This window comes from Roseateles sp. (assembly GCF_052436255.1).
Taxonomy (GTDB): domain Bacteria; phylum Pseudomonadota; class Gammaproteobacteria; order Burkholderiales; family Burkholderiaceae_C; genus Pelomonas.
This window is the reverse complement of sequence record NZ_JBQVNP010000082.1, coordinates 1-23,213: the sequence shown is the minus strand read 5'-3', so window position 1 is coordinate 23,213 and position 23,213 is coordinate 1. Positions and strand designations below refer to the sequence as shown.

General features: G+C 67.6%; 17 protein-coding genes. 7 read left to right on the top strand and 10 right to left on the bottom strand.

What is annotated here, in order from left to right; translation table 11 throughout:
- From ACT6S0_RS17510 to ACT6S0_RS17495, 4 genes are all read right to left on the bottom strand, one after another.
- Nucleotides 1-809: TolC family protein (locus ACT6S0_RS17510; RefSeq protein ID WP_444765072.1), on the bottom strand; the 809-nt coding region annotated here is incomplete at its 3' end.
- Nucleotides 810-814: 5 nt separating this feature from the next.
- Nucleotides 815-2,815, bottom strand: a complete 2,001-nt coding sequence (locus ACT6S0_RS17505; protein WP_444765071.1) for an ATP-binding cassette domain-containing protein — start codon at nucleotides 2,813-2,815, stop codon at nucleotides 815-817.
- Between the two features lie 622 nt (nucleotides 2,816-3,437).
- Nucleotides 3,438-4,577, bottom strand: a complete 1,140-nt coding sequence (locus tag ACT6S0_RS17500; RefSeq protein WP_444765070.1) for an efflux RND transporter periplasmic adaptor subunit — start codon at nucleotides 4,575-4,577, stop codon at nucleotides 3,438-3,440.
- A 192-nt stretch (nucleotides 4,578-4,769) separates the two neighbouring features.
- On the bottom strand, nucleotides 4,770-6,674 hold the full coding sequence (locus ACT6S0_RS17495; RefSeq protein ID WP_444765069.1) for a glucokinase: 1,905 nt from the start codon (nucleotides 6,672-6,674) through the stop codon (nucleotides 4,770-4,772).
- A 343-nt stretch (nucleotides 6,675-7,017) separates the two neighbouring features.
- Here ACT6S0_RS17495 and glk point away from each other — a divergent pair, with 343 nt between their 5' ends.
- The 7 genes from glk to ACT6S0_RS17460 all read left to right on the top strand — a co-directional run bounded on the left by glk (nucleotide 7,018) and on the right by ACT6S0_RS17460 (nucleotide 18,209).
- Nucleotides 7,018-8,010 (top strand): glucokinase, encoded by a 993-nt coding sequence (gene glk / locus ACT6S0_RS17490; protein ID WP_444765068.1) that lies wholly within the window; start codon nucleotides 7,018-7,020, stop codon nucleotides 8,008-8,010.
- Nucleotides 8,011-8,420: 410 nt separating this feature from the next.
- A complete protein-coding gene (locus tag ACT6S0_RS17485; RefSeq protein ID WP_444765067.1) occupies nucleotides 8,421-11,225 on the top strand; it encodes a TonB-dependent receptor in 2,805 nt (934 codons plus the stop codon).
- 155 nt (nucleotides 11,226-11,380) lie between these two features.
- Entirely contained in the window at nucleotides 11,381-13,627 is a 2,247-nt protein-coding gene (locus ACT6S0_RS17480) for an alpha-amylase family glycosyl hydrolase (RefSeq protein ID WP_444765066.1), read from the top strand.
- A gap of 95 nt (nucleotides 13,628-13,722) precedes the next feature.
- Nucleotides 13,723-15,228: a tryptophan halogenase family protein gene (locus tag ACT6S0_RS17475; protein ID WP_444765065.1), complete on the top strand. Its 1,506-nt coding sequence runs from the start codon at nucleotides 13,723-13,725 to the stop codon at nucleotides 15,226-15,228.
- A gap of 69 nt (nucleotides 15,229-15,297) precedes the next feature.
- Complete coding sequence (locus ACT6S0_RS17470) at nucleotides 15,298-16,608, top strand: alpha-amylase family glycosyl hydrolase (RefSeq protein WP_444765064.1); 1,311 nt, start codon at nucleotides 15,298-15,300, stop codon at nucleotides 16,606-16,608.
- Entirely contained in the window at nucleotides 16,605-17,339 is a 735-nt protein-coding gene (locus ACT6S0_RS17465; protein WP_444765063.1) for a sugar nucleotide-binding protein, read from the top strand. The genes ACT6S0_RS17470 and ACT6S0_RS17465 overlap by 4 nt, the downstream gene beginning before the upstream one ends.
- A 30-nt stretch (nucleotides 17,340-17,369) precedes the next feature.
- Nucleotides 17,370-18,209: a PA4780 family RIO1-like protein kinase gene (locus tag ACT6S0_RS17460; protein WP_444765062.1), complete on the top strand. Its 840-nt coding sequence runs from the start codon at nucleotides 17,370-17,372 to the stop codon at nucleotides 18,207-18,209.
- Between the two features lie 27 nt (nucleotides 18,210-18,236).
- On the opposite strand, the gene ACT6S0_RS17455 is transcribed toward ACT6S0_RS17460, so the two are convergent.
- The 6 genes from ACT6S0_RS17455 to ACT6S0_RS17430 form a co-directional block, all read right to left on the bottom strand.
- Nucleotides 18,237-19,949 carry an alpha/beta hydrolase family protein gene (locus ACT6S0_RS17455; RefSeq protein WP_444765061.1) on the bottom strand — a complete coding sequence of 571 codons (1,713 nt, stop codon included), beginning with the start codon at nucleotides 19,947-19,949 and terminating at the stop codon, nucleotides 18,237-18,239.
- A gap of 1 nt (nucleotide 19,950) precedes the next feature.
- A complete protein-coding gene (locus ACT6S0_RS17450; RefSeq protein ID WP_444765060.1) occupies nucleotides 19,951-20,163 on the bottom strand; it encodes a helix-turn-helix transcriptional regulator in 213 nt (70 codons plus the stop codon).
- Nucleotides 20,153-20,581 (bottom strand): hypothetical protein, encoded by a 429-nt coding sequence (locus ACT6S0_RS17445; RefSeq protein ID WP_444765059.1) that lies wholly within the window; start codon nucleotides 20,579-20,581, stop codon nucleotides 20,153-20,155. The genes ACT6S0_RS17450 and ACT6S0_RS17445 overlap by 11 nt, the downstream gene beginning before the upstream one ends.
- A gap of 202 nt (nucleotides 20,582-20,783) precedes the next feature.
- Nucleotides 20,784-21,860 (bottom strand): hypothetical protein, encoded by a 1,077-nt coding sequence (locus tag ACT6S0_RS17440; protein WP_444765058.1) that lies wholly within the window; start codon nucleotides 21,858-21,860, stop codon nucleotides 20,784-20,786.
- Nucleotides 21,842-21,991 carry a hypothetical protein gene (locus tag ACT6S0_RS17435; protein ID WP_444765057.1) on the bottom strand — a complete coding sequence of 50 codons (150 nt, stop codon included), beginning with the start codon at nucleotides 21,989-21,991 and terminating at the stop codon, nucleotides 21,842-21,844. The genes ACT6S0_RS17440 and ACT6S0_RS17435 overlap by 19 nt, the downstream gene beginning before the upstream one ends.
- On the bottom strand, nucleotides 21,988-23,213 hold a 1,226-nt coding region (locus tag ACT6S0_RS17430), incomplete at its 5' end, for a glycoside hydrolase family 13 protein (RefSeq protein ID WP_444765056.1). The genes ACT6S0_RS17430 and ACT6S0_RS17435, both read right to left, overlap by 4 nt.

Sequence of the window (23,213 nt, the reverse complement as noted above, 5' to 3'; positions counted from 1 at the left end):
CTGGCGGGCAGGGCGGCATCGGGCGACGGGCCGGGCAGCGGTTCATCCAGCAGCAGGGCCAGGCGTTGGCGCTGCAGCAGCGTGTCGGCCGCCAGGTCGGCCAGGCGGTTCTCGGCGGCCTGCACGGTGGCGGCGATCTTGTCGAGTTCGATGGGCAGCAGCTTGCCCTCGCGAACGCGGGCGCGGGTCAGCTCCAGCGTCTCGCGGGTGATGGCGAGCTGGGTGTCGGCCAGCGGCTGGCGGGCACGCAGCGAGGCGAGGCTCCAGTAGGCCTCGGCCACCTGGCTGCGGATGAGCAAGCGGGCGGCTTCGATGTCGGTGCGCGCGGCTTCGGCATTGGCGCGCTGGGCGGCCTGCGTCTGTGCCAGGCGGTCCCACAGGTCCAGCTCGTAGCCCAGGCCGATGTTGGCGCCATAACTGCGGGTCACACCGGTGGAGGAGGTGACCGGGATGGTGACGCCGCCGACGTCGACATTGCGTGTCGTGCTCTGGGTCTCCAGCGGGCGGCTGGCGTTGGTGGACAGGCCGGCGCTGGGCTGCCAGCGCAGCGCGCTCTGGTCGGCCAGCAACTGGGCGCGCTTCCAACGCTGGGCGGCCAGCGCGATGTCGCGGTTGGCTGCCAGTGCGCGGGCCTGCAGCGCGGCCAGCGTCGGGTCCAACAGGCCGGCCCAGTCGGGCGTGGCGTCGCCGCCGGCCTGGCTCCAGGCGGTGGGCAGCGCAACGTCCGGCACCTTGTCCACGGGGCCGTGGGCGCAGCCGCCCAGCAGCAGGGCTGCGGCCAGGGCCATCGAGGTCAGTGTTGTTTTCATCTTCGTCATTCCCGAGCGAGGGCGTCCACGGGGCTCAGCGCGGCAGCGCGCCGCGCGGGCAGCGTGCCGAACACCAGGCCCACCAGGCTGGACACCGCAAAGGCCACACCCAACGCCGCCCAGCTGACCACCACGACGACTTCCTTCTGCGCCGCATTCAGCCCTTGCGCGGCGAGCCAGCTCAAGCCCACGCCGACCAGCCCGCCCAGGCAGCACAGCACCACGGCCTCGATGAGGAACTGCAGCCTCACGTCGCCCTGGCGCGCGCCGACCGCCATGCGGATGCCGATCTCGCGGGTGCGCTCGGATACCGACACCAGCATGATGTTCATGACGCCCACGCCGCCGACCAGCAGCGAGATCGCGCCCACGCCGGCGAAGACGGCCGCCATCGCACCGGTGATCTGCTGGAACTTGCGGAACTCTTCTTCGGCGTTGAAGCTGCTGAAGTCCTCCCGGCCGTGCAGGGCTTTCAGGCGGTGGATGACATGCTCGCGCACCTGCTGCGGCGGCACGCTGTTGTCCAGCTGCACGTCGAAGCTCCAGACGTCGGCGCGTGCGTCCAGCTTGCGCCCGAAGGTGGTGTTGGGCAGGTAGAGCTGGCTCATGCCGCCGCTGAAGCTGATGGCGCCGCCGTCCGCGGCGGCAACGCCGATGACAGTGAAGGGCAGGGCGGCCGAGGGCGGCGCGGCCATCTGCCCGGCTGCCGGGCCGCCGCCCAGCTGCAGCAACACCACTTGGCCAATGGCCGACTGCCCTTTCTTGAAGAGCGCGTCACGCGCCTTCTCGTCCAGCACCAGCACCTGGTTGTGGGCTTCAAAATCCATCGCACTGAAGTAGCGCCCCTGCACGACCTTCAGCTTGCGGCCCTTGAGCGTGTTGGCATCGGCGGCAACGGCCTGGACGGTGGCGTCGCGCGAGCGGTGGTGGGCCGTCAGCTGCATCTGCCGGTTCAGCGTGATGCCGCGCACGCCGTCCAGCGCGCGCAACGAGTCGATCTCGTTGGGCCGGAAGGGCTTGGCCTGCACGCCCGGCGGCAGCGTGGGGTTGCCGCTCCAGACCGGGATGCGGCCGGACATCATGCTGGCGACATTGCTCTCGATGGAGTCGCGTGCCGCCGTCGTCAGCGCGACGATGCTGACCACCGACGCGATGCCGATGCTGATGCCCAGCATGGACAACGCGGTGCGCAGCCGGTTGCTGCGCAGCGCCAGCAGCGCCGTGGCGACCGCTTCGCGCCATTGCACCAGCCAGCGGCCCGGCCAGGCGCTGCGCTTCACGGGCGGCGCATCGCTGGGCAGCTCGGCGGGCGCGACATGCCCGGCCGGCGTGCCGTTGTCGGCGACGACCTTGCCGTCCTTCAGCTCGATGACGCGGCGGGCGTGGGCCGCCACAGCGGCATCGTGGGTGACGAGGATGATGGTGTGGCCGCGCTGGTTCAGCTCCTCCAGCAGGCGCAGCATCTCGGCGCCCGAGGCCGAGTCGAGCGCGCCGGTGGGTTCGTCGGCCAGGATGATCTGGCCGCCGTTCATCAGCGCCCGTGCGATGGACACGCGCTGCTGCTGGCCACCGGACAGCTCGTTAGGCCGGTGGTGCAGTCGCTCGCCCAAGCCCAGGCGTTCCAGCAACGCGCGGGCACGCTCGCCGCGTGCGCCGGTGCCAACGCCGGCATAGACGGCGGGCAGGGCGGCGTTGGCGCGCGCGTCCAGGTGGGGCAGCAGGTGGTAGCGCTGGAAGATGAAGCCGAAACGCTCGCGGCGCAGCGCGGCGAGTTCGTCGGGGCCGAGGGTGCTGGCGTCTTTGCCGTCGATGACGAAGCTGCCGTGCGTTGGGTTGTCCAGGCAGCCGAGCACGTTCATCAGCGTGCTCTTGCCCGAGCCCGACTGGCCCATGATGGCGACGAACTCGCCGGCCTCGATGGCCAGGCTGACGCCGTCCAGGGCGGGGACGTCGATCTCGCCGAGTTGATAGTGGCGGGCGACGTTTTTCAGTTCGATCAGAGGCATTGGTGGGCCTCCGGCTGCATGTTGCGGCTGGCCAGGCGCACCCCGGGACGTCGCCCCGGCGGGCGACCTTCTTTTTGAGCGACCAAAAAGAAGGCAAAAACTCGCCCCCGATCCGCCCGCCCCTTCGCTGCGCTGCGGGGTTCCCTGCGGTGCTCGGTCCTTGAGGCCGCGCGCAGAACTCGCTTCGCTACGCGCCGCTCAGACAGCTGCGCGAAGTCAGAACTCGAAGCGCGCTGCGCGCGCGGCCTCAACGCCCTGCGCTCCTCGGCGGGCTCAAAGGGGGGGTGAAAGAACAGCCGGCGCGAGCAGGATTTCGGGCTTGGCTGTTGGCTGCTGGGCTGTTTCGGGGCCTCCCCTTCTAAACCGCCGAGAAGCGCAGAAGACCGAGGCGTGCGCGAAGCGCACTTCAAGAACTGACTCGCGACGCTTGTTTGAACGAAGCGTAGCGAAGTGAGTTCGGCGCGGCCTCGGTCTTCGAGCATCGCAGGGGACCCCGCAGGGGCGGTTTTGCAGGGGAGAGCTTTTTGCCTACTTTTTGGCGGCGCAAAAAGTAGGTCGCCCGCCGGGGCGAACCCCCGGCTGGGCATGAGCACCAAGCCGCAGCTCCGAAAAGCGCCACCCATCAGCTGCTCGCCGCGCTAGCCGCCACATCCACCGCACTCGGCGGCGCCAGCAACACCTTCTCGCCCGCCTTCACGCCGTCAATCACCTGAACCCGCGCCCCATCCTGCAACCCCACCCGCACCTGCCGCGGCGTCTGCTTGTTCGCCGCGTCCAGCACCGTGACCGTGAACCGTCCGTCCTTGCCGCGCTCGCCCAGGGCCACGATGGGCATGGTCGGCACCTGCTGGACGGCGCCGGTCTCGATGTCCACCTGCACCGTCATGTCGCTGAACAGCGCCCGGTCGCGGTTGTCGACATCGAAGAGCACGTTGTAGAAGACCGCATTGCCGGCCCGTTCGGGCACGGGCTGGATGACGCGCAGCTTGCCTTCGTAGCGCTTGCCTTCGCCCGACAGCGTCGAGAAGCGCGCCACCTGGCCCACCTTGACAGCCTGTACGTCGGCCTCGGGGACCTTGGTGCGCACGGTGATGGTGTCCAGGTCGGCCAGCGTCAGGATGATGGGCGTGATCTGCACCGAGATGACCGTCTGGCCGACCTGCACCGGCAGGTTGACGACGGTGCCGTCCATGGGCGCGGTGATGCGCGTGTAGGAAAGGTTGACCTTGCGCTTGTCCAGGTCGGCCTGCAGCCGCGCGAGGTTGGCGGCCTGGCCGCGCAGGTCGGCTTCGATCTTGGCCAGCTCGGTTTCCGCCTTCTCGGCCTCGTTGGCCGCGGTGGCCTGACCGGCCAGCAGGCGCTGCTGGCGCTTGAGCTCGCGGCGGGCCGACTCGGCGTCAATGCGGCGGCTGTCGATGGCGGCGCCGGCCTGGGCGACGGCGGCTTCCGCCTGGGCCACGTCGCTGCGGGCCAGTTCGGGGTCGAGACTGACGAGCAACTGGCCCTTCTTGACCTTGTCGCCCAGCTGGATATGCAGGGTCTGTATCTGGCCGCTGACCTGCGCGCCGACGTCGACGCGGGTCTTGGCCTGCAGCACGCCGGCGGCCTGCACGGTCTGAGTCACGTCGGCCAGTGCGACGACGCCCGTGGGCGGGGCAGGGGGGGTGGGCGGGGTGCGGGTGAACCACCAGGCGGCGCCGCCTGCGGCGAGCAGGGCGATGACGATCAGGCGCATGCGCCAGCGTTTGAGAAAAGCTTTCATGTCCCTCCCAGGACTCAAGGGGTCTGGCCGCCCCTTCGGTTCGCGTCGGCGCGATGGGTCGATGGCGTTGCTAGCGTATCAGTCGCACGGTAGCCGGACCGGCGGGCTTGGGCTCATCGTCGTGAGTGAAGTGCGGCTTGCCTAAAGTCACGCGTGCCCCTCGGGTGTCAGGGCTTGCCACTCCAACCTGGGTCAACGGCTGTGCGAGGTCAGCCGCGCCAGCGGCGACGCCAGGCTCACGCCCGGCGAGGCCGTGCTGGCGCCGCGTGCGGCCTTGCCGTCGTCGTCCTCGGTGGCGGTCAGCGCGGCGATGCTGTCGGGATTGCGGCGCATGGCCACCCCCACGGCCAGGATGTCGATGACCAGCAGGTGCAGGATGCGGCTGACCATGGGCAGGTGGGTGGCGATGTCCTCGATGTGGTCGACGATCAGCGTCGCGTCGGCCTTTTTGGCCAGCGGACTTTGGCTGGCCGTGATCGCAATGACCTTGGCTCCGCGCTCCTGGGCTTTCTCAACCACCTGCAGCAGCTCGGGCAGACGGCCACCGCTGCTGATGACGACGGCCACGTCGCCCTCGCGCAGCACGTCGGCCGCGAGCAGTTGCAGGCGCGGGTCGGTGTAGGCGCCGCAGGGCATGCCGAAGCGCAGGAACTTGAACTGCGCGTCCTGCGCGACGACGCCGTAATGGCCAAGCGCGAAGAACTCGATGCGGTGCGCCGCCAGCAGCATGTCGATGGCGCGGTCGATGGTGTCGCGGTTCAGGTGGCTGCGCACCTGCAGGATGGCGCTGGCCGTGTTGCCCAGCACCTTGGCGCCCAGTTCCAGCATGGAGTCGTTGGTGTTGACCTGGGTGTGGGTGACGGGCACCGTGCCGGTCAGGCCCGAGGCCAGGCGCAGCTTGAAGTCCGACAGCCCTTCGCAGCCGAGCGAGCGGCAGAAGCGGATGACGGTGGGCGGGCTGACGCCGGCGGCGCGCGCGATCTCGGCGAAGGGGTCGTTCAGCACCGAGCGCGGCTGGGCCAGCACCAGGTCGGCCACGCGCAGCTCGGCCGGCGACAGCTCGCTGCGCGCGCGGCGGATCTGGCCGAGGATGGCCGAGCCGGGCGAGGCCTGCAGGTTGCGCAGCTGGTTTTCCAGGATGGCCGAGGCGCCCTTGAAGGTGGCGTGGACGGCGGTGATGACGAAGGTCGGGATGGCCGAGACGTAGTCACGAAAGCGCCCCTTGTCCTCGAAGCGCTCGCGGAACGGACTGCGGTCGAAGTACTCACCCAGCCGCGGCACGATGCCGCCGCCGATGTAGATGCCGCCCAGCGATCCGAGCGTTACCGCCAGATTGGCGGCGGCCGTGCCGAGCAGGCCGCAGAAGACTTCCAGCGTCTCCAGGCACAGCGCGTCGCCGGCCTCCAACGCGCGCTGGGTGATGGCGGGCGCCAGCAGCGGCGCCACGCTCAGGCCGTTGCGGTCGGCCAGGGCGCGGTAGATCAGCTCCAGGCCGGGGCCAGAGATCAGACGTTCATAGGACACATGGTCCAGCGTCTTCCATGCGAATTGCAGGATGTCCATCTCGCGCTGGTCACGCGGGCCGAAGTTGACGTGGCCGCCCTCGGTGCCCAGCGCGATCCAGCCTTCTCCGGCCGGGATCAATCCCGACACGCCCAGGCCCGTGCCGGCGCCCAGCAGGCCGATGACGCTGGGCCGGCGCGCCTGGCCACCGCCGACCTGATGCACGTCGACCTCGGCCAGGCGCGGCAGGGCCATGGCCAGCGCGGTGAAGTCGTTGACGACGACGAGGGTGTCCAGCCCCAGCCGCTGGCGCATCTCGTCGATGGAGAACTGCCAGTGGTAGTTGGTCATGCGCACCCGGTCGCCTTCCACCGGGTTGGCAATGGCGATGGCCGCGTGCGCAATCTGCTGCGCGCCGCCGTCCTGCCAATTCAGCGACGCCAGGTAGGCGCACACGGCGGCATGGAAATCGGCATGGTCGGCACAGCGCAGCGAGGCCATCTGCACGAATTCACCCGGGCCTGTTTCCAACGTGAACCGGGCATAGGTGCCGCCAATATCGGCTAGCAAACGGGGGCTGTCGAAACGTGGCATGGGGCTGGCTGACACTGAAAAAGAACGGCCGATTATCAGCAGGTGCGTGCGTGACCTGCCGGCGCCCATCCAGGCCGTGCTTCAGCATGGCCCCCCAAAGCGGTGTAGCTGCACTACGGGCTCAGGTCGGTGAGTTTCCCCGGGGCGATCACTGGCTCAACGAATGCTGAAACCGTTTTCGTCCCATAGATGCGAAACCCCGGGTGCATTTGTATTGTCGACTGCATGTAGTTTTGCTACCGTCCGCCGCGCCGCTAATTTCACCTTCAGAACCCGTGTCTGCCACTGCCCGCTTTCCGAATATCTACAGCTTGTCGTCCCCCATCGGATCCGGAGCCCAGGCATGAGCGCGGCCTACCCGTGGCTGGTGGCCGACATTGGCGGCACCAATGCCCGTTTCGGCACCGTGGCCGGCCCTGGTGCCGCGGTGGTGGATGTGCGCGTGCTGCCGGTCGCCGGGCATGCCGACCCTGCTGCGGCGGTGCGGGCCTACCTGACAGACCGGCCTGCCGGACAGACCCAACCGCAAAGCGCCGCCTTCGCGCTGGCCACGGCCCTGCACGGTGACCGCATCGAGCTGACCAATGGCGCCTGGGGCTTTTCGCGCGCCGCAACCCAGGCGGAGCTGGGTCTGAGCACGCTGCTGTGCCTGAACGATTTCGAGGCCCAGGCCCTGTCCTTGCCTCGGCTCAAGCCGCATCAGCTGCGCGCCTGGGGCGAGGCGCCGCCCGCGACCGAGGCCGTCGCAGCCGGAACGGTCATGGCCGTCATCGGACCGGGGACGGGCCTGGGCGTCGGTGGCGTGGTACGGGCGCCGGGCCGCTGGCTGGCCCTGCCGGGCGAGGGCGGGCACGCCACCCTGGCGCCGGCCGACGATTTCGAAAGCGCCGTGCTGAGCCACGCGCGGCGCGAGTTCCCGCATGTGTCGGCCGAGCGCTTCCTGTCGGGCATCGGCCTGCCAGTGCTGTGCCGCTCGGTGGCGGCTGCACTGGGCGAGGGTGAGGACATCTCCGGGCTGCCGACCGAGCAGATCGTGGCGCGCGGCCTGAGCGGCGAGTCCCCGGCCTGCGCGCGTACGCTGGATGTCTTCTGCGCCATGCTCGGCGGCTTCGCCGGCAGCGTTGCGCTAACCCTCGGTTCGCGCGGCGGCGTCTTCATTGGCGGCGGCATCGTGCCGCGCCTGGGCGAGCGCTTCTTCCAGTCGCAGTTCCGCGCCCGCTTCGAGGCCAAGGGCCGCTTCCAGTCCTATCTGGAGGGCATACCGACCGCGCTCATCACCGACACGCTCGCCGCGCTGTCGGGCGCCGCCCTGGCGCTGGAGCAGGCCGAGGCCTGACGCAGCGCGCGCGTCCTGCGTGCGCTGACCGCTTTCTTTTTGAACACGCCCGCAGCGCCCTGCTGCGGGCGTGCGCGCGCATGCGCGCCTCGTGCCGCCCGGGCGGATCACCCGATGCTTGTGTTCAGCCTTGGGTGGTGTCTGTAGTTGCGCTACAGAATGACAATATTTCTGGTTCTAGAACTTGAGAGCTTTTCCGGCAACCACCGATTCCATCCCTATAAACCCTTGGTTTTTGACCGAAATCGGGTCGCTTCAGCGCAACTTCTAGGGTTTACGCAGGTGCGGAAAAAAATCTAGTTTTGATACAAACGAGGCCGAGACCTTGGGTTTCTTGCCCCGCCAGACGCAGGTGCAGTCGAGCCTGGCGGTTCGGGCCAGCCGTTTTCAATGAACTAGAGGAGACATCCATGACAAAGAACCAAGACAAGCGCACTTCGGGCGCCACCAGGTCCTTGCGTATCAGCCCGGTAGCCGTCGGTTGCGCGCTGCTGATCGCAACGGTGGGCGCAAATGCACAAACGCAGCAGCTCGAAACGGTGACCGTCACCGGCATCCGCAAGGGCATCGAGGCTGCGATTTCAGTCAAGCGCAACAGCGACTCCATCGTCGAAGCCATTTCGGCCGAGGACATCGGCAAGTTGCCCGATTCCAGCGTGGCGGAATCCGTGTCGCGCCTGCCCGGCGTGGCCATTCAACTCAGCCCCGTCACCGGGCGTGCCCAGCAGGTCAGCGTGCGCGGCATGTCGCCGGACTTCAACGGCGGCCTGCTGAATGGCCGGGAGCAAGCCTCGACCGGCACCGGCCGCGGCGTCGAGTTCGACCAGTACCCGGCGGAGCTGCTGGGTGGCATCGTGATCTACAAGACGCCTGACTCGTCGCTGGTGGGCCAGGGCCTGTCGTCGACGATCGACCTGCAGATGGTCCGGCCGTTGAACTTCGCCGCGCGAACACTCGCCGCGAACTACCGCAAGGAGCACAACACCAAGGCCGAGAACCTGCCCGGCTTCGGCACCGGCAGCGGCGACCGGGTGGCGCTCTCGTATGTCGACCAGTTCGCCGACCGCACCTTCGGCCTCGCGCTGGGCCTGACCAAGCACAAGTCCAACGGCGGCGGTCGTCCGAACTTCAACACCTGGGGTGGCTGGGTGGCCGACGTGCCCTACAACGGCGGCACGGTCAAGACGCCGGGCGGCTTCACGACGGACATCGAGAGCACCGACTTCGATCGCAACGGTGCGATGGCGGTACTGCAGTTCCGGCCGAACAAGGATTTCGAGTCCGTGGCCGACATCTTCTATTCCAAGGGCGACTTCTCGGTCAAGAAACGTGGCCTGGAAGGCCCGCTTGGCGGCCTCTCCGCTGGGGCTAACGACGTCGGTGGCGCGCTGATCAATGCCACCGTTGCCAACGGCGTTGCCTCGTCCGGCACGTTCACGAACTGGAAGGGTGTGATCCGCAACCACAACGAGGACTACACCGACGAGCTGAAGTCCATCGGCTGGGGCAACCGGCTGAACGCTGGCGACTGGATCCTGAAGGCCGACCTGTCGTACTCGGCGGTCGACAAGCATTCGGTGCGCTACGAAACGACTGCCGGGCTGCCGGGGAATACGCTCAACAACGCCGACACCATCAGCTTCACCGGCTTCAACGGCACCAATCTCGCCGAGGTGAAGTACACAAGCGGCCTGAACTACGCCGATCCCAAGTTGATCAAGCTGACCGATGTGCAGGGTTGGGCGGGTCCGAACGGGGTCCAAGACGGCTTCTACGCCAACCCCACCACCAAGGACAAGATCAAGGCCGTGCGCCTGTCGGGCAAGACCGATGTGTCCTGGGGCCCGGTTGCGGCCATCGAAATGGGCGGCAACCTGACCCGGCGCACGAAGGACCGCGTCGCCGTCGAAGGCGCGCTGGCGGTCAAGGGCGCACTCAATGCCGACGGCACCCTCAAGGACCGCCTGGCGTTCGCGGAGGTCCCGAATCCGACGGTGGGCGTTGGCGGCCTGACGGGCATCGCGACGCTCAACTGGAACCCGGCGGGCTCGCTGGGCTCGGTCTACACGCTGATCCCATGGACTGTGCTGGACATCGCCAGCAAGAGCTGGGGCGTCTCCGAAAAGGTGGGCACGGCCTACATCAGGGGTGACATCGACAGCAAGATCGGCGGCTTTGACGTGCGCGGCAACGTGGGCCTGCAGGTGCAGCACACGCAGCAGACCTCGACGGGCTTCCGTGTCGACCAGGCCACCTGCGTCGATGCCACGAAGAGCTGCGCCTACGTGGGGATGTCCGATAGCCACAGCTACACCGATTTTCTGCCCAACCTGAACCTGACAGCGCATCTGACCAACGACAGCGTGCTGCGTTTCGGCCTGGGCCGTGTGCTGGCCCGCCCGAACATGGAGGACATGAAGACGTCGCTGGAAATGACGTTGAAAACCGACATCAGCCCGCAACGGCTCAATGGCACCGGCGGCAATCCGAAGCTGGAACCGTTCCGAGCAGACGCGTTCGACTTGTCCTACGAAAAATACTTCGGCAACAAGGGCTATGTCAGCGCAGCCGGCTTCTACAAGCACCTCAAGACCTACATCCTGAACGTCGGGCAACCGTTTGACTTCAAGCCTTTCGTGACGCCAGCCACGACGCTGCCCCCAGGCGGCAGTACCGTGGGGGTGTTCACGCAGCCGGTCAACGGTTCGGGCGGCTCGATTCGCGGTGCGGAACTGGCGGTGAACGTGCCGCTGTCCCTGGCGACGCAGTGGCTGGATGGTTTCGGGGTGGCGGTCAACCACTCCTACACCAGCAGCGCGGTTCAACTCGCGGCCACCGGCTTCTCGACGCAGAACGTCACGACGGCGACGATCCCGTTGCCCGGCTTGTCCAAGCAGGTCACCAACCTGCGCTTCTACTACGAGAAGTACGGCTTCCAGATCGCCGTCGCCGCACGCAAGCGCTCGGACTACCTGGGCCAGATCAACGACTACCAGGACCGCAACCAGCTCGTCTACATCAAGGGGTCGACCGGGGTCGACTTCCAGACCTCGTACGAGTTCAGCAGCGGGTGGCTCAAGGGCCTGTCGCTGATGGCCCAGGGCAGCAACATGACCAATCCCTGGTTCTCGTACTACGACGCTACCAGCGGCCAAACCACCGACCGCAAGAAGTTCGGGAAGTCCTACTTGCTGGGTCTGAGCTACAAGCTCTGAGCCTTGCCTGACACCCGGGGCCTTCGTCGAAAGGCCTCGGGTTTTCCTGCGCTGTCCTCTGCCTTACCGGCACTCCGCCATCGTGAGGCGTTCCCTCGTCGAATCAATCACTGGAGTTGGAGATGGAAACGAGTATTTTTAAGCTTTCAGCTAACTTGTCTGTTGATCGGTATCGCGTGCTCGCGCTGAGCGCCTGCATTGCCCTCGCGCTGGCGCAGCCGGCGGGCGCACTCACGGCCAGCGGCGCGCTAGGACCGGTGACGCCGAAGGACGTGGTCTACCAGATCATCACGGACCGCTTCGCGGATGGGGATACGGCCAACAACGTGCCGAGCGGGTTTGACCCGACGCTGTACGACGGCACGGGCTCCGACCTGAAGCTCTACCAAGGCGGCGACTGGCAGGGCATCATCAACAAGATCTCCTACCTGAAGAACATGGGCGTCACGACGGTGTGGATTTCCGCGCCGTACGCCAACCGCGATACCGCCATCCTGGACTACCAGCCCGGCGGCGGCATCGACCGCTGGACCAGCTTCCACGGCTATCACGTCCGCAACTTCTTCGCGACCAACAAGCACTTCGGCGACCTCAACAAGTTCAAGGCGCTGCGCGACGCATTGCATGCCCAGGGCATGAAGCTGGTGATCGACTTCGTCACCAACCACACCAGCCGCTGGAAGAACCCGACCAACGGCTTCGTCGCCGAGGACGGCAAGCTGTACGAGCCGGACAAGGACGGCAGCGGCAACTACTGCTTCAATGCGGCCGGCGAGCCCTACAACTGCTCGGGGTCCTCTGCGGTCGAGAACCTGCTGGCCGATCCGAACAACGACGTGAACGGCTGGTTCCATGGCCTGGGCGACCGCGGCAGCGACAGCAGCCGCTTCGGCTTCCGCCACAAGGAGTTGGGCTCGCTGGCCGACTTCTCGCAGGAGAACACCAACGTCGTTGCACACCTGGAGAAGGCGGCGGCGTTCTGGAAGGCGTTGGGCGTGGATGGCTTCCGCCACGATGCGACGCTGCACATGAACCCGGCCTTTGTGAAAGGCCTGAAAGACGCCATCGACTCGGCGACTGGCGGGCCGGTCACCCATTTCGGCGAGTTCTTCATCGGCCGGCCCGATCCGAAGTACGACGAGTACCGCACCTTCCCCGACCGCACCGGCGTGAACAATCTCGATTTTGAGTACTACCGCGCCAGCACCAACGCCTTCGGCAACTTCAGCGAGACGATGACGCAGTTCGGCACCATGCTGCTGCAGACCTCGGCCGACTACATCTACGAGAACCAGGCTGTCACCTTCCTGGACAACCACGACGTCACGCGCTTTCGCTACATCCAGCCCAACGACAAGCCCTATCACGCCGCCATCGCGACGTTGATGACCGCGCGCGGCACGCCCAACATCTACTACGGCACCGAACAGTACATGTCGTCGGCCAACGCCAGCGACATCGCCGGCCGTGGCTTCATGCAAGTGGCAGCACCGGCCTTCAGTCAGACGACGACGGCCTACCAGACGATCAAGAAGCTCGCGGCCTTGCGCGCTTCCAATGAAGCCCTGGCCTATGGCGAGACCACGCTGCTGTATTCGAACAACGACGTGCTCGTCTTCTCGCGCAAGTTCTACGACAAGCAGGTGGTCGTGGCCGTGAACCGGCACCCCAGCACCAGCTATACGGTGCCGGTGCTGGCCACCAGCCTGCCGGGGGGCAGCTACCCGGATGCACTGACGGGCCTGCTGGCGGGCGGGACGGCCACCGTCAGTGGTGGGCAGATCGCCAGCTTCGTGTTGACTGGCGGCGAGGTCAGCGTCTGGTCGCACAACCCGTCGCTGGGTACGACGATTCCGCGCCTTGGCGACGTCGTGTCGACCTCGGGCCGCGCCGGCAACACGGTCTACCTCTACGGCACCGGCCTGGGCGGCACGCCTGTCGTGAAGTTCGGCGCCACCACCGCCACCGTCGTGTCGGCGAGCGACACGCTGATCGAGACCACCGTTCCCGCAGGTGCCGTACCGGGCGTGTTGAACATCACCGTGCAGAAGGGCGCGTCAACCAGCAACGCCTTCCGCTACGAGGTCCTGTCGGGCGACCAGGTGCAGGTCAACTTCAAGGTCAATGCCGCCACCGCCGTGGGGCAGAACCTCTATGTCGTTGGCAGCCTCCCCGAGTTGGGTTCATGGGACCCGGCCAAGGCGTCTGAGGTCATGATGAACCCCAACTATCCGCAATGGTTCCTGCCCGTCAGCGTACCCAAGGGCACGCAGTTCGAGTTCAAGTTCATCAAGAAGGATGGCAACGGCACCGTGGTCTGGGAGGGGGGGAGCAACCGCGTCTTCACCTCGCCGGCCAGCTCGACGGGAGCGACCGACACCCCCGTCTACAACTGGCAATAATCGCCGCCTGAAGCCGGCAAGGCACCCTGGTTGCCTTGCCGGCCGCTCGCATGCCAACCCATCGACGGACCGGATCGAACTTGCAAGCCTCTCCCATGAACCAGGTGGTCATCGTCGGCGGTGGCACGGCCGGCTGGATGGCCGCGGCAGCGCTCGCCACGGTGCTGAAGAACCGCTACCGCATCGCCGTCATCGAATCGGACGAGATTGGCACGGTGGGCGTGGGCGAAGCCACGATTCCGATGATCCAGCGCTTCAACCGGCTGCTGGACATCGACGAAGACGAGTTCCTGCGGGAAACCCAGGGCACGTTCAAGCTCGGCATCGAGTTCGTCGACTGGGGGCGGATCGGGGACCGCTATATGCACGGCTTCGGGCGCATCGGGCGTGACCTGTGGCCGGTCGGTTTCGAGCAGTACTGGCTGCGCATGCGCGCTGTGGGCCGCGCCGCGCCGCTGGACAGCTACTCCATCGCGCGCATGGCCAGCCAGGCCAACCGCTTCACGCGGCCCCGGAGTGACATCGAGGACTCGCCGCTGGCGGAAATCGCCTACGCCTACCACTTCGATGCAAGCCTTTATGCACGCTATCTGCGGCGCCTCAGTGAGAGGCTCGGCGTGGTCCGCATCGAGGGCAAGATCGTCGACACCGTGCTGCGGTCCGAAGGAGCGACAGCCGGTCATGTCGAGGCTGTCGTGCTCGAAGGCGAACGGCGCATCGAGGGCGACCTCTTCATCGACTGCTCGGGCTTTCGGGGTCTGCTGATCGAGCAGGCGCTGCGCACGGGCTATGAAGACTGGACGCACTGGCTGCCCTGCGACCGGGCCTGGGCCGTGCCCTGCGAGTCCGCAGGACCGCTGACGCCCTACACACGCGCCACTGCCCACCGCGCTGGATGGCAATGGCGCATCCCGCTGCAGCATCGCATCGGCAATGGCCATGTCTACGCCAGCGCCCACATGAGCGATGACGAGGCGGCAGCCATCCTGATGGCCAGACTGGACGGTGCCCCGCTGGCGGAGCCGCGCCTGATCCGGTTCAAGACCGGCATGCGTCGCCTGGCCTGGAACCGCAACGTTGTCGCCATCGGCCTGTCCAGCGGCTTCCTGGAGCCGCTGGAGTCGACCAGCATCCACCTGATCCAGTCCGCGATCCAACAGCTGATCGATTTCTTTCCCGACCGCGGCTTCGAAGCCGCTGACGTCGACGAATTCAATCGTCAGTCACGCTTCAACTATGAGAGCGTGCGCGACTTCGTGATCCTGCACTACCACTTGAACCAGCGCGACGATTCCGAGTTCTGGAAGCGGTGCGCCCAGATGGCCGTGCCGGCCACGCTGGCCGAAAAGATCCGACTGTTCCAAAGCCATGGCCGCGTCGTGCGGTTCAACAACGAGTTGTTCAGCGAGGTCGGTTGGCTGCAGGTCATGGAAGGCCAGAACCTCGTGCCCAGGAGATATCACCCCTTGGCCGAACTGCAGACCGACGATGCGACGCATGCCTATCTCGAAACCGTGCGTGAGGTGATCGCGAAATGTGTCGCGGTCATGCCTGACCATGCCGCCTATATCGCCCAACATTGCGCAGCCAAGCCGATGTGATCGGAGCGGCCGCCAACATCGCGCTGTCGCATTGCGCCGCCGCGCATCCCCGGCTTACCGAACTCTGCCATGCCCAATCGCCGCACCGTGCTGACCGCCGCGACGTCGCTCGCCCTGCCCATGACGCACGCCACTGCCACCGCCACCACTGCCGCCTCCGGTGCGGCCGACATGCCCCATCTGCCCTGGTCCCGCCAGGCCGTCATCTACCAGGTCAACGTGCGCCAGTATTCGGCGGCCGGTAGCTTCAAGGCCGTGCAGGCCGACCTGCCGCGGCTCAAGGCGCTGGGCGTCGACATCCTCTGGTTGATGCCGGTGCAACCCATCGGCAAGCTCAACCGCAAGGGCAGGCTGGGCAGCTATTACTCCATCAGCGACTACACGGCCGTCAACCCGGAGTTCGGCACGCTGGCCGACGCCAGGGCTTTCGTCGCGGCGGCGCACGGGCTCGGCCTCAAGGTCATCCTCGACTGGGTGGCCAACCACACGGCCTGGGACCACGGATGGACCACGGCGCACAAGGATTGGTACAAGCTCAATGCCAAGGGCGAGATCTATCCGGTCACCTTCAACGAGGGCCAGCCGGGTGAGGAGCATTGGACCGATGTCGTCGCGCTGAACTACAAGAGCCAGCCCCTGTGCGACGCGATGATCGATGCGATGGCCTTCTGGGTGCGTGAGGTCGGCATGGACGGCTTCCGTTGCGACGTGGCCAGCCTGGTGCCGACCGACTTCTGGGTGCGCGCGCGCAAGGATCTCGACGCCATCAAGCCGTTGTTCATGTTGGCTGAGTCCGACGCCGTCGAGCTGCACACCAGCGGTGCCTTCGACATGACCTACGACTGGACGCTGGCCGACCAGGTGTTCAAGAAGATCGGCAAGGGCGAGGCGGGTGCGTCCCTGCTCAAAGACTGGCTTGCGAAACAACCCGCCGGCTACCCGGCGCATGCCTACCGGATGCGCTTCACCAGCAACCACGACTTCAACTCCTGGCATGGCACAGACGCCGAGCTGTACGGCGACGCTCACCAGGCGCTGGCGGTGCTGAGCTTCACGCTGCCCGGCATGCCGCTGATCTACAACGGCCAGGAGTCGCGCCTGGACAAACGGCTGGCCTTCTTCGAGAAGGACCCCATCGCATGGAGGGGTTATGAGCTGACCGGCTTCTACCAGCAGCTCACGGCCTTCAAGCATAGGCATCCGGCGTTGGCGGCTGGTCAGTATGGCGCGCCGGTCAAGCTGCTGGAGGCGCCGGCCGACGTGGTCGCGTTCGAGCGTCGGCTTGGCGACGACGTCGTGCGCGTGGCCGTCAACCTTTCCCGTAGTGAGCAGATCTGGGGCCCACGCACGCTCGGGCCCTGGGGCTGGTACCTGTCATGAGAATCCTCATCACCGGCCTGAACGGTACGCTGGCACCGCGCTTGGCCGAGGCCGCGCGCGCCGCAGGCCATGAGGTCGTGGGCTGGGATCGCAGGGCGGTCAACCCCGACGACGAGGCGCTGTCGGCCGCCTGGCTGTCGGCGCAGTCGGTGGACGCCGTTGCCCACCTCGGCATGGGATCGGCGCGCTTTGCGGGCTGGCTGGCGTCGCGCTGCCCCAACTTCCTGTTCACCAGCACGGCGATGGTCTTCGACCACGAGCCCGACGGTCCGCACGACGTGGGCGATGCGCGCAGCGCCAAGGACGACTACGGGCGCTACAAGATCGAGTGCGAAGACGCGGTGCTGCTGGCGAACGACACGCCCGTCATCGCCCGCATCGGCTGGCAGATCGACCCGACCCAGCCCGGCAACAACATGTTGATGGCGCTGGACGACTGGCAAACGCGCGAGGGACGCGTCGCCGCGAGCAGTGCCTGGACGCCGGCCTGCTCCTTCATGGCCGACACCGCCGCCGCGCTGCTGAGCCTGATGGAGCGCCGCCTGCCGGGCATCTTCCATCTGGACAGCAATGCCGAGGAGGCCTGGCGCTTCGACGAATTGGCGCGCGCCTTGGCGCAGAAGTTCCGGCGCGACTGGCGCGTCGAGGCCCATCAGGACTACCGGCACGACCAGCGCCTGGTCGGCGGCTCCAGCCGCCTGCCGCCGCTGTCCGCCCGCCTGCCGCGTTAGCCGCCGGTCCAGCGGGCCGACAATCGGGGCATGAAAGCACCTCCCCGCCTGCAGGCGTTGATTGACGAAGGCCTGGTCGACACGGTCGTGCGCCAGCTCAAGAGTGGCAAGGAAGCCGACGTCTATGTCGTGCGCAGCGGCGACGAGACCTGCGCTGCCAAGGTCTACAAGGAGGCCAACAAGCGCGGCTTCCGCCAGGCGGTCGACTACACCGAGAACCGCAAGGTCCGCAACAGCCGCCAGGGTCGGGCGATGGCCAAGCGCACCACCTACGGCCGCCAGCAGCAGGAGGCCGCGTGGCAAAGCGCCGAGGTGGATGCGCTGTACCGCCTGGCCGCCGTCGGCGTGCGCGTGCCGCGGCCGCACAACTTCCATGAGGGCGTGTTGCTGATGGAGCTGGTGGCCGATGAACATGGCGACGCCGCGCCGCGCCTGAACGACCTGAGCTTCACCCCGGCCGAGGCGCGCGAGCACCACGACATGCTGATCGGCCAGGTCGTGCGCATGCTCTGCGCCGGTGTCATCCATGGCGACCTGAGCGAATTCAACGTGCTGCTGGCGGCCGACGGCCCGGTCATCATCGACCTGCCGCAGGCCGTGGATGCCGCCGGCAACAACCATGCGCCGCGCATGCTGATGCGCGATGTCATCAACCTGCGCAACTTCTTCGGCCAGTTCGCGCCCGCGCTGCTGGGCACGCAGTACGGCCCGGAGATCTGGGCCCTCTACGCCGCCGGGCAGTTGGTGCCCGACATGCCGCTGACCGGTCGCTACGAGCGCAAGGCCGGCGCGGTCGACCTGTCGGCCGTGCTGCGCGAGATCGAAGACGCGCGGCTGGAGGAAGCGGAGCGCGTGATGCGCATGGGTTGAGCCGACGCCGGCTGCGCCCGGCCGAGGTCAGCGGGGCGCCGGCCTCAGGTGCCGCTGCAGCCAGGTCGAGATGCTCTCCAGTGCTGCAGGCGCAAACGTCTCCTCGATGTCGGCGTACTCCCCCATGGCGCCGGTGGCGGCGGTCTGGAAGAGATGGTTGAGGCCGGGCAACTCGACGGTGTCGACCTTCGGGTTGCTGGCCGTGGCCGCGCGTATCGCCGCGAGGTTCTCGGTCGCGCCGACCTGGAGGTCCCTGGTGCCGTTCAGTGCCAGCACCGGCACCCGCACCTGCGCAAGCGTGGCAGCAGCGTCGTGCGTCAAGAAGAAGCGCATCCAGGGGCTGCCCAGGCGTTTGACCAACATGTCCGCGATCGCGGGCACCGGGCGTTGGCGGGCGGGCAGCGCCGCGATCACGGCGCGAGCGGCGGCCTCGGCGGCAGTCGCGTCAAGCGGGCCGCGCACGGCGGCGATCAGATCGCGCATCAGCGGTTCCTGCGCGTCGATCTCGGCGGCGGTCTGGCCCAGCGACAAGCCGATGCTGCGCTGTTGGGCCAGCAGCATGTCGGCGCCCAGCCCGGCGGGTGCCGCCAGCAGCACGATGGCCGCCAGCGCGGGGTCGCGCGCCGCGATCATCGGTGCGATCAAGCCGCCCTCGCTGTGACCGATGAGGCCGAGGCGGCGGGCGTCGATGTCGCTGCGGGTCCGCAGGAAGGCGAGGCCGGCCGCGGCGTCGGTCGCGAAGTCGGCCGTCGTCGCCTGGCGCGGGTCGCCGGTGGATCCGCCCACGCCCCGGTCGTCGAAGCGCAGCACGGCGAAACCCTGGCGTGTCAGGTGGTCGGCGAGCACCAGGAAGGGCTTGTGGCCGACCAGGGTCTGGTCACGGTCCTGCGCGCCGGAGCCCGAGATCAGCACCACCGCCGGGTGGGGCGGCGGCCGCCGGGGCAGGGTCAGCGTGGCGGCGAGGCGGATGCCCGCGTCGGCGTTGGCATAGGACACCTCTTCCTCAAGATACGGATAGGGACGCACCGGATGCTGGGGCCGCGCGCGTTGGATCTTGCGGGCCTGGTCGCGGTGGGTCAGCGTCAGCGGCAGAGGCTGCGCACCCTGTCGCCATTGCCCTTGCAGCGTGCGGCCGTCCACCGAGAGTCGCCCCTCGAATCGACCGTCAACGGCGGGGATGTCGAAGCTGACGTCGCGCGCCGCCCGCGTCACCCCCGAAACCGGCAGGCCAGCGACCATCTGGTCGGGTGAGTCCAACAGCGCCGCGGTGCCGAACCTGCCCGTGAAAACATGGAGTTCCAGGCGCAGCTTGGCGGTGCCGACGTCGAGCGCGCCGGTCCATGTGCCGTCCAGACCCGCCACCCGCGGCGACGCTGGCGGGTCGCCATGCAGCAGGTCCAGCGCGACGGTGCCGGGGCCTTGGGTCCAGGTTCCGGACCAACGCTGCTGCTGCGCATCCCAGCGCGCGGCATAACGCGCCCTGAGGCCCGGCACCGCGAACGCCAGTGACCCGGCGTCCTGCTGGACTTCGGCCAGTGCGAGTTGCCGCGGAGGCTGGTCGGGGCTTTCGACATGCCCAACGAGCGTGTCGCCGTGGCGCTCCAGGTGGACGGCGATGCGCAGCGTCCGCCCTGGCGTCTTCAAGAGGCCGTGCCAGTCGCCGGCGGCGTCGGCTGCCCAGGCAGGCAGCCCTGGGAAGGCCATGGTCAGTGCCAACAGCCAGATTCGGAAAACAGCCATGTCAGTCCTCGATGAGTTGGAACAGGGCATCGACAGGCGTTTGCAGCACCTTGGCCAGCTTGAGCGCCAGCACGGTCGACGGTACGAAAAGGCCGTTCTCGACGCTGTTGATGGTCTTGCGCGTGACGCCGACGCGCTCCGCAAGTTCGCCCTGCGTCAGGTTCAGCCGTGCGCGCTGAACCTTCATCGAGTTGCCCAGGCGTTCATTCGTCATCGGGCGTCCCGTGCTCCATCAGGGCGAAGCGAAGCAAAGGCGCCACGACACCGGTGATGAGGATCAGCCGGACGATGTCGATGGCGGGCCAATCCGTGCGCGCCGCAGCGATCAGCCCCGCGCCGACGGCCAGCATGGTGATGCCGTAGCCCCAGTAGAAGGCGATCAAGCGGTTGTGGCGGGTCAGCTCGTCCTCGGCAGCGGACCGCTTCTTCTCGATGAAGGGCGCCAGCAGCGCCGCTCCGGTGAGCACCCACAGCGCAATGGCAGCCGGAGCCATGAAGCGCAGGGCACCGGTTTCATTGGCAATGCCGGCATGGACCAGCTGGATTTCGGTGACCTGCCACACCGTGAAGGCCAGAGCGTTGAGGCTGAGGATCAGCGGGCGCTGGCGCGAGAGAACTTCGAGTTGAGACATGCCTACCTCCGATGAAAGTAATCTAAACGACTCATAATGAGTAGTCAACTTCTCTTTTGGGGGGGTGAATCGCGCACGATTTGACGAAGCTGTGCCGCCAGGCGTGCGTGCTTGCTGTCAGCGCGGCAGGGGTACTGGCTCGCCCGGCTGTGCCGTCAGCGCGCGGCGAGCAGGCAGGCGCTGGGCCCCGGTCGGGCCGGGCTCAAAGCTGGCAGCGCCGGGCCTCGACCTCCCGGTCGTGGTAGCGGCGCAGCAGGGCGGTGTCATCCAGCGCAGCATCGTCGGGCGACAGCGCACCGCTCCTGCGCAGCCTGTGGCCCTGCGCGCCCAGCGTGGCTTGCAGCCATTGCGCGCGTTGCAGCGTGCGCGGCGTGCAGGAGCGGCCACGCAGGTCGTCGTCGAGGTCGCTGCTGTGGGCCTGCCAGGCAGAGGCCAAATAGAGCAGGCCCGGGGCGTGCGCCAGTTCTTGGTGCCAGCGTGCGGCCAGGCCGCGGTAGTGGCCCAGCACCGGCGGTGTCGCGCCGCGGCGGGCCAGCCGGTCGGCGAGGTCGACGTATGCCTGTGCGGCCAGGCGCTTGAAGCGGATGAAGTGGGGCAGGGCCTCGTCGTCGTTGCCGGCGTCGAGCAGGGCGCCGAAGAGATGGCGGCCTTCGATGCGTTCGGCCAGGTGGTGCCGGGGGTGCTCGCAGCCATGGCCGGCGCTGTTGAACTGGGTCAGCGGGTCGAAGCGGTAGCAGTAGCCGAAGTCGTAGAGCCAGATGCGCTCGCCGTCGTCAAGCAGGTTGCCGGCGCTGTAGTCCCACTCGAAGAAGCCGTGCTCGATCAGCGCGCAGCCGGTCTCCAGCAGCGTGCGGGCCTGGCGTTCGTCGAGCACGCCCGGATGGCGGCCGCTGATCCAGGGCGACACGACAAGGCCGTCGCGCAGCGAGCCGTAAACCGGCCTGATGACGCCCGGCAGCCTCAAGCCGGCCAGTTCGGCATGGCGCTGCAGCTCGTTGAGGAAGGAGGTCTGGCCTTCGATGTTGCGCACCCGGCATACGGGGCGGGCGCGTTTGACGGCCCAGCGGCGGCCTGCGTGCTTGAGGCAGAGGACTTCGGCGGTGAGGCCGCCGTCGTGCAGGGTCTCGACGCCAGGGCTGCCGGCGCTGAGCGCCTTCATCTGCGCGATGGGCAAGGGCAGGGCGGCCGCGTCGCCAAAGGCGAATTCGGTGCCGCTGGCGGTGAACGCCAGGTTGGCCTGCTGGCGGGCCTGGTCCAGCGTCAGATCAGGCCCGGCCATTCGGCGCCCCGGCGCGTGAAGGCCTCGCGCAGCGCGGCGGCGTCGGAGGTGCGCTCGTTGTTGATGTGCATGGCGCCGACACCCAGCGCGGACACCTTCAGGCCGGTGGGGCCGAGCGCATTCAGCATCATGGCGTCACGAGGACGCGGCCGAACAGTGGCGGCACGGTCAGCTTGATGCGGTGGTTGTGGACGACGATGCCGTCGCCGCCCAGCGCGTCGCGCAGCCGGCCGGATTCGAAGGGCACGACGACGCTCACCGTCTGGGCAACGGCGCTGTTGTTGGTGGCGGTGATGGCCCAGGTCGTGCCGAGCTGGCGGGCCAGCACGACGACATGCTTGTCTGCATGCAGCGGCGCGCTCAGGCTTCCCCGCCGCAACACGGGCAGGTCGTGGCGAAGCTGGGTCAGCCGCTTGAAGTCGGCCAGCAGCGCCTCGTCCGGCTGGCCGCCTTCGTCGGCCCACGGGTAGGGCGCGCGGTTGAAGGGGTCGTCGCCACCGCCCAGGCCGACCTCGTCGCCGTAATAGATGGTGGGCGAGCCGGGGTAGGTCATCTGGAAGAAGACGGCCAGGCGCAGGCGCTGCTTGGCGAGCTTGAGTGCCTTGGCGTCGCCGTCGTCGTGGTAGCCGAAATGGTGCAGGGCGCGCGCCTGGTCGTGCGTGGACAGCAGGTTCATCAGCGCGTGCAGTGCCTGCGGGGGATAGGCCTCGCGAAGCAGCTCCAGGTTGGCATAGGCCTCGCGCGCGGGCTTGCCGGCGGCGTAGTCGAGCACGGCGTTGCGGAAGATGTAGTTCATCGTCGAGTCGAACATGTCACCCAGCAGGTATTTGCTCGCATCGAACCAGGTCTCGGCCACTGTCAGCGCGTCGGCGTTCTTCGCCTTCACGGCCTGGCGCCACTCGCGCCAGAAGTCGTCCGGCACCCAGGGCACCACGTCCATGCGCCAGCCGGCGGCGCCGCGGTCGAGCCAGTAGTTGGTGACCGAGTCCGGGTCGCGGTAGGCGTAGGCGCGCCAGGACGGGTCGTTCTTGTCCAGCTCCGGCAGATCGGCCACGCCCGCCCAGCCCTGGAACTGCTTGTTCGGGTCGGTCTCCTCGGGCTTGAACTTGAACCACTTGGCATAGGGCGAGGCGGGGTTGATCTTGCCGCCGTCGAAGGCGCCGCCCGCGGGGAAGTTGTTGAAGCGGTTGAAGTAGGGCGAGTCGCTGCCGACGTGGTTCAGCGAGGTGTCGGGGATGACACGGATGCCGCGCTTGGCGGCTTCAGCGCAGAGGCGCACGAAGTCCTCGTTGCTGCCGAAGGCCGGGTCGATCTGCTTGTAGTCGGCCGCGTCGTACTTGTGGTTGCTGGGGG

Coding starts and splice junctions, on each gene's coding strand:
- ACT6S0_RS17505 (WP_444765071.1), bottom strand. CDS start 2,815: ATGCCTCTGATCGAACTGAAAAACGTCGCCCGCCACTATCAACTCGGC.
- ACT6S0_RS17500 (WP_444765070.1), bottom strand. CDS start 4,577: ATGAAAGCTTTTCTCAAACGCTGGCGCATGCGCCTGATCGTCATCGCC.
- ACT6S0_RS17495 (WP_444765069.1), bottom strand. CDS start 6,674: ATGCCACGTTTCGACAGCCCCCGTTTGCTAGCCGATATTGGCGGCACC.
- glk (WP_444765068.1), top strand. CDS start 7,018: ATGAGCGCGGCCTACCCGTGGCTGGTGGCCGACATTGGCGGCACCAAT.
- ACT6S0_RS17485 (WP_444765067.1), top strand. CDS start 8,421: ATGACAAAGAACCAAGACAAGCGCACTTCGGGCGCCACCAGGTCCTTG.
- ACT6S0_RS17475 (WP_444765065.1), top strand. CDS start 13,723: ATGAACCAGGTGGTCATCGTCGGCGGTGGCACGGCCGGCTGGATGGCC.
- ACT6S0_RS17470 (WP_444765064.1), top strand. CDS start 15,298: ATGCCCAATCGCCGCACCGTGCTGACCGCCGCGACGTCGCTCGCCCTG.
- ACT6S0_RS17465 (WP_444765063.1), top strand. CDS start 16,605: ATGAGAATCCTCATCACCGGCCTGAACGGTACGCTGGCACCGCGCTTG.
- ACT6S0_RS17460 (WP_444765062.1), top strand. CDS start 17,370: ATGAAAGCACCTCCCCGCCTGCAGGCGTTGATTGACGAAGGCCTGGTC.
- ACT6S0_RS17455 (WP_444765061.1), bottom strand. CDS start 19,949: ATGGCTGTTTTCCGAATCTGGCTGTTGGCACTGACCATGGCCTTCCCA.
- ACT6S0_RS17450 (WP_444765060.1), bottom strand. CDS start 20,163: ATGACGAATGAACGCCTGGGCAACTCGATGAAGGTTCAGCGCGCACGG.
- ACT6S0_RS17445 (WP_444765059.1), bottom strand. CDS start 20,581: ATGTCTCAACTCGAAGTTCTCTCGCGCCAGCGCCCGCTGATCCTCAGC.
- ACT6S0_RS17440 (WP_444765058.1), bottom strand. CDS start 21,860: ATGGCCGGGCCTGATCTGACGCTGGACCAGGCCCGCCAGCAGGCCAAC.
- ACT6S0_RS17435 (WP_444765057.1), bottom strand. CDS start 21,991: ATGATGCTGAATGCGCTCGGCCCCACCGGCCTGAAGGTGTCCGCGCTG.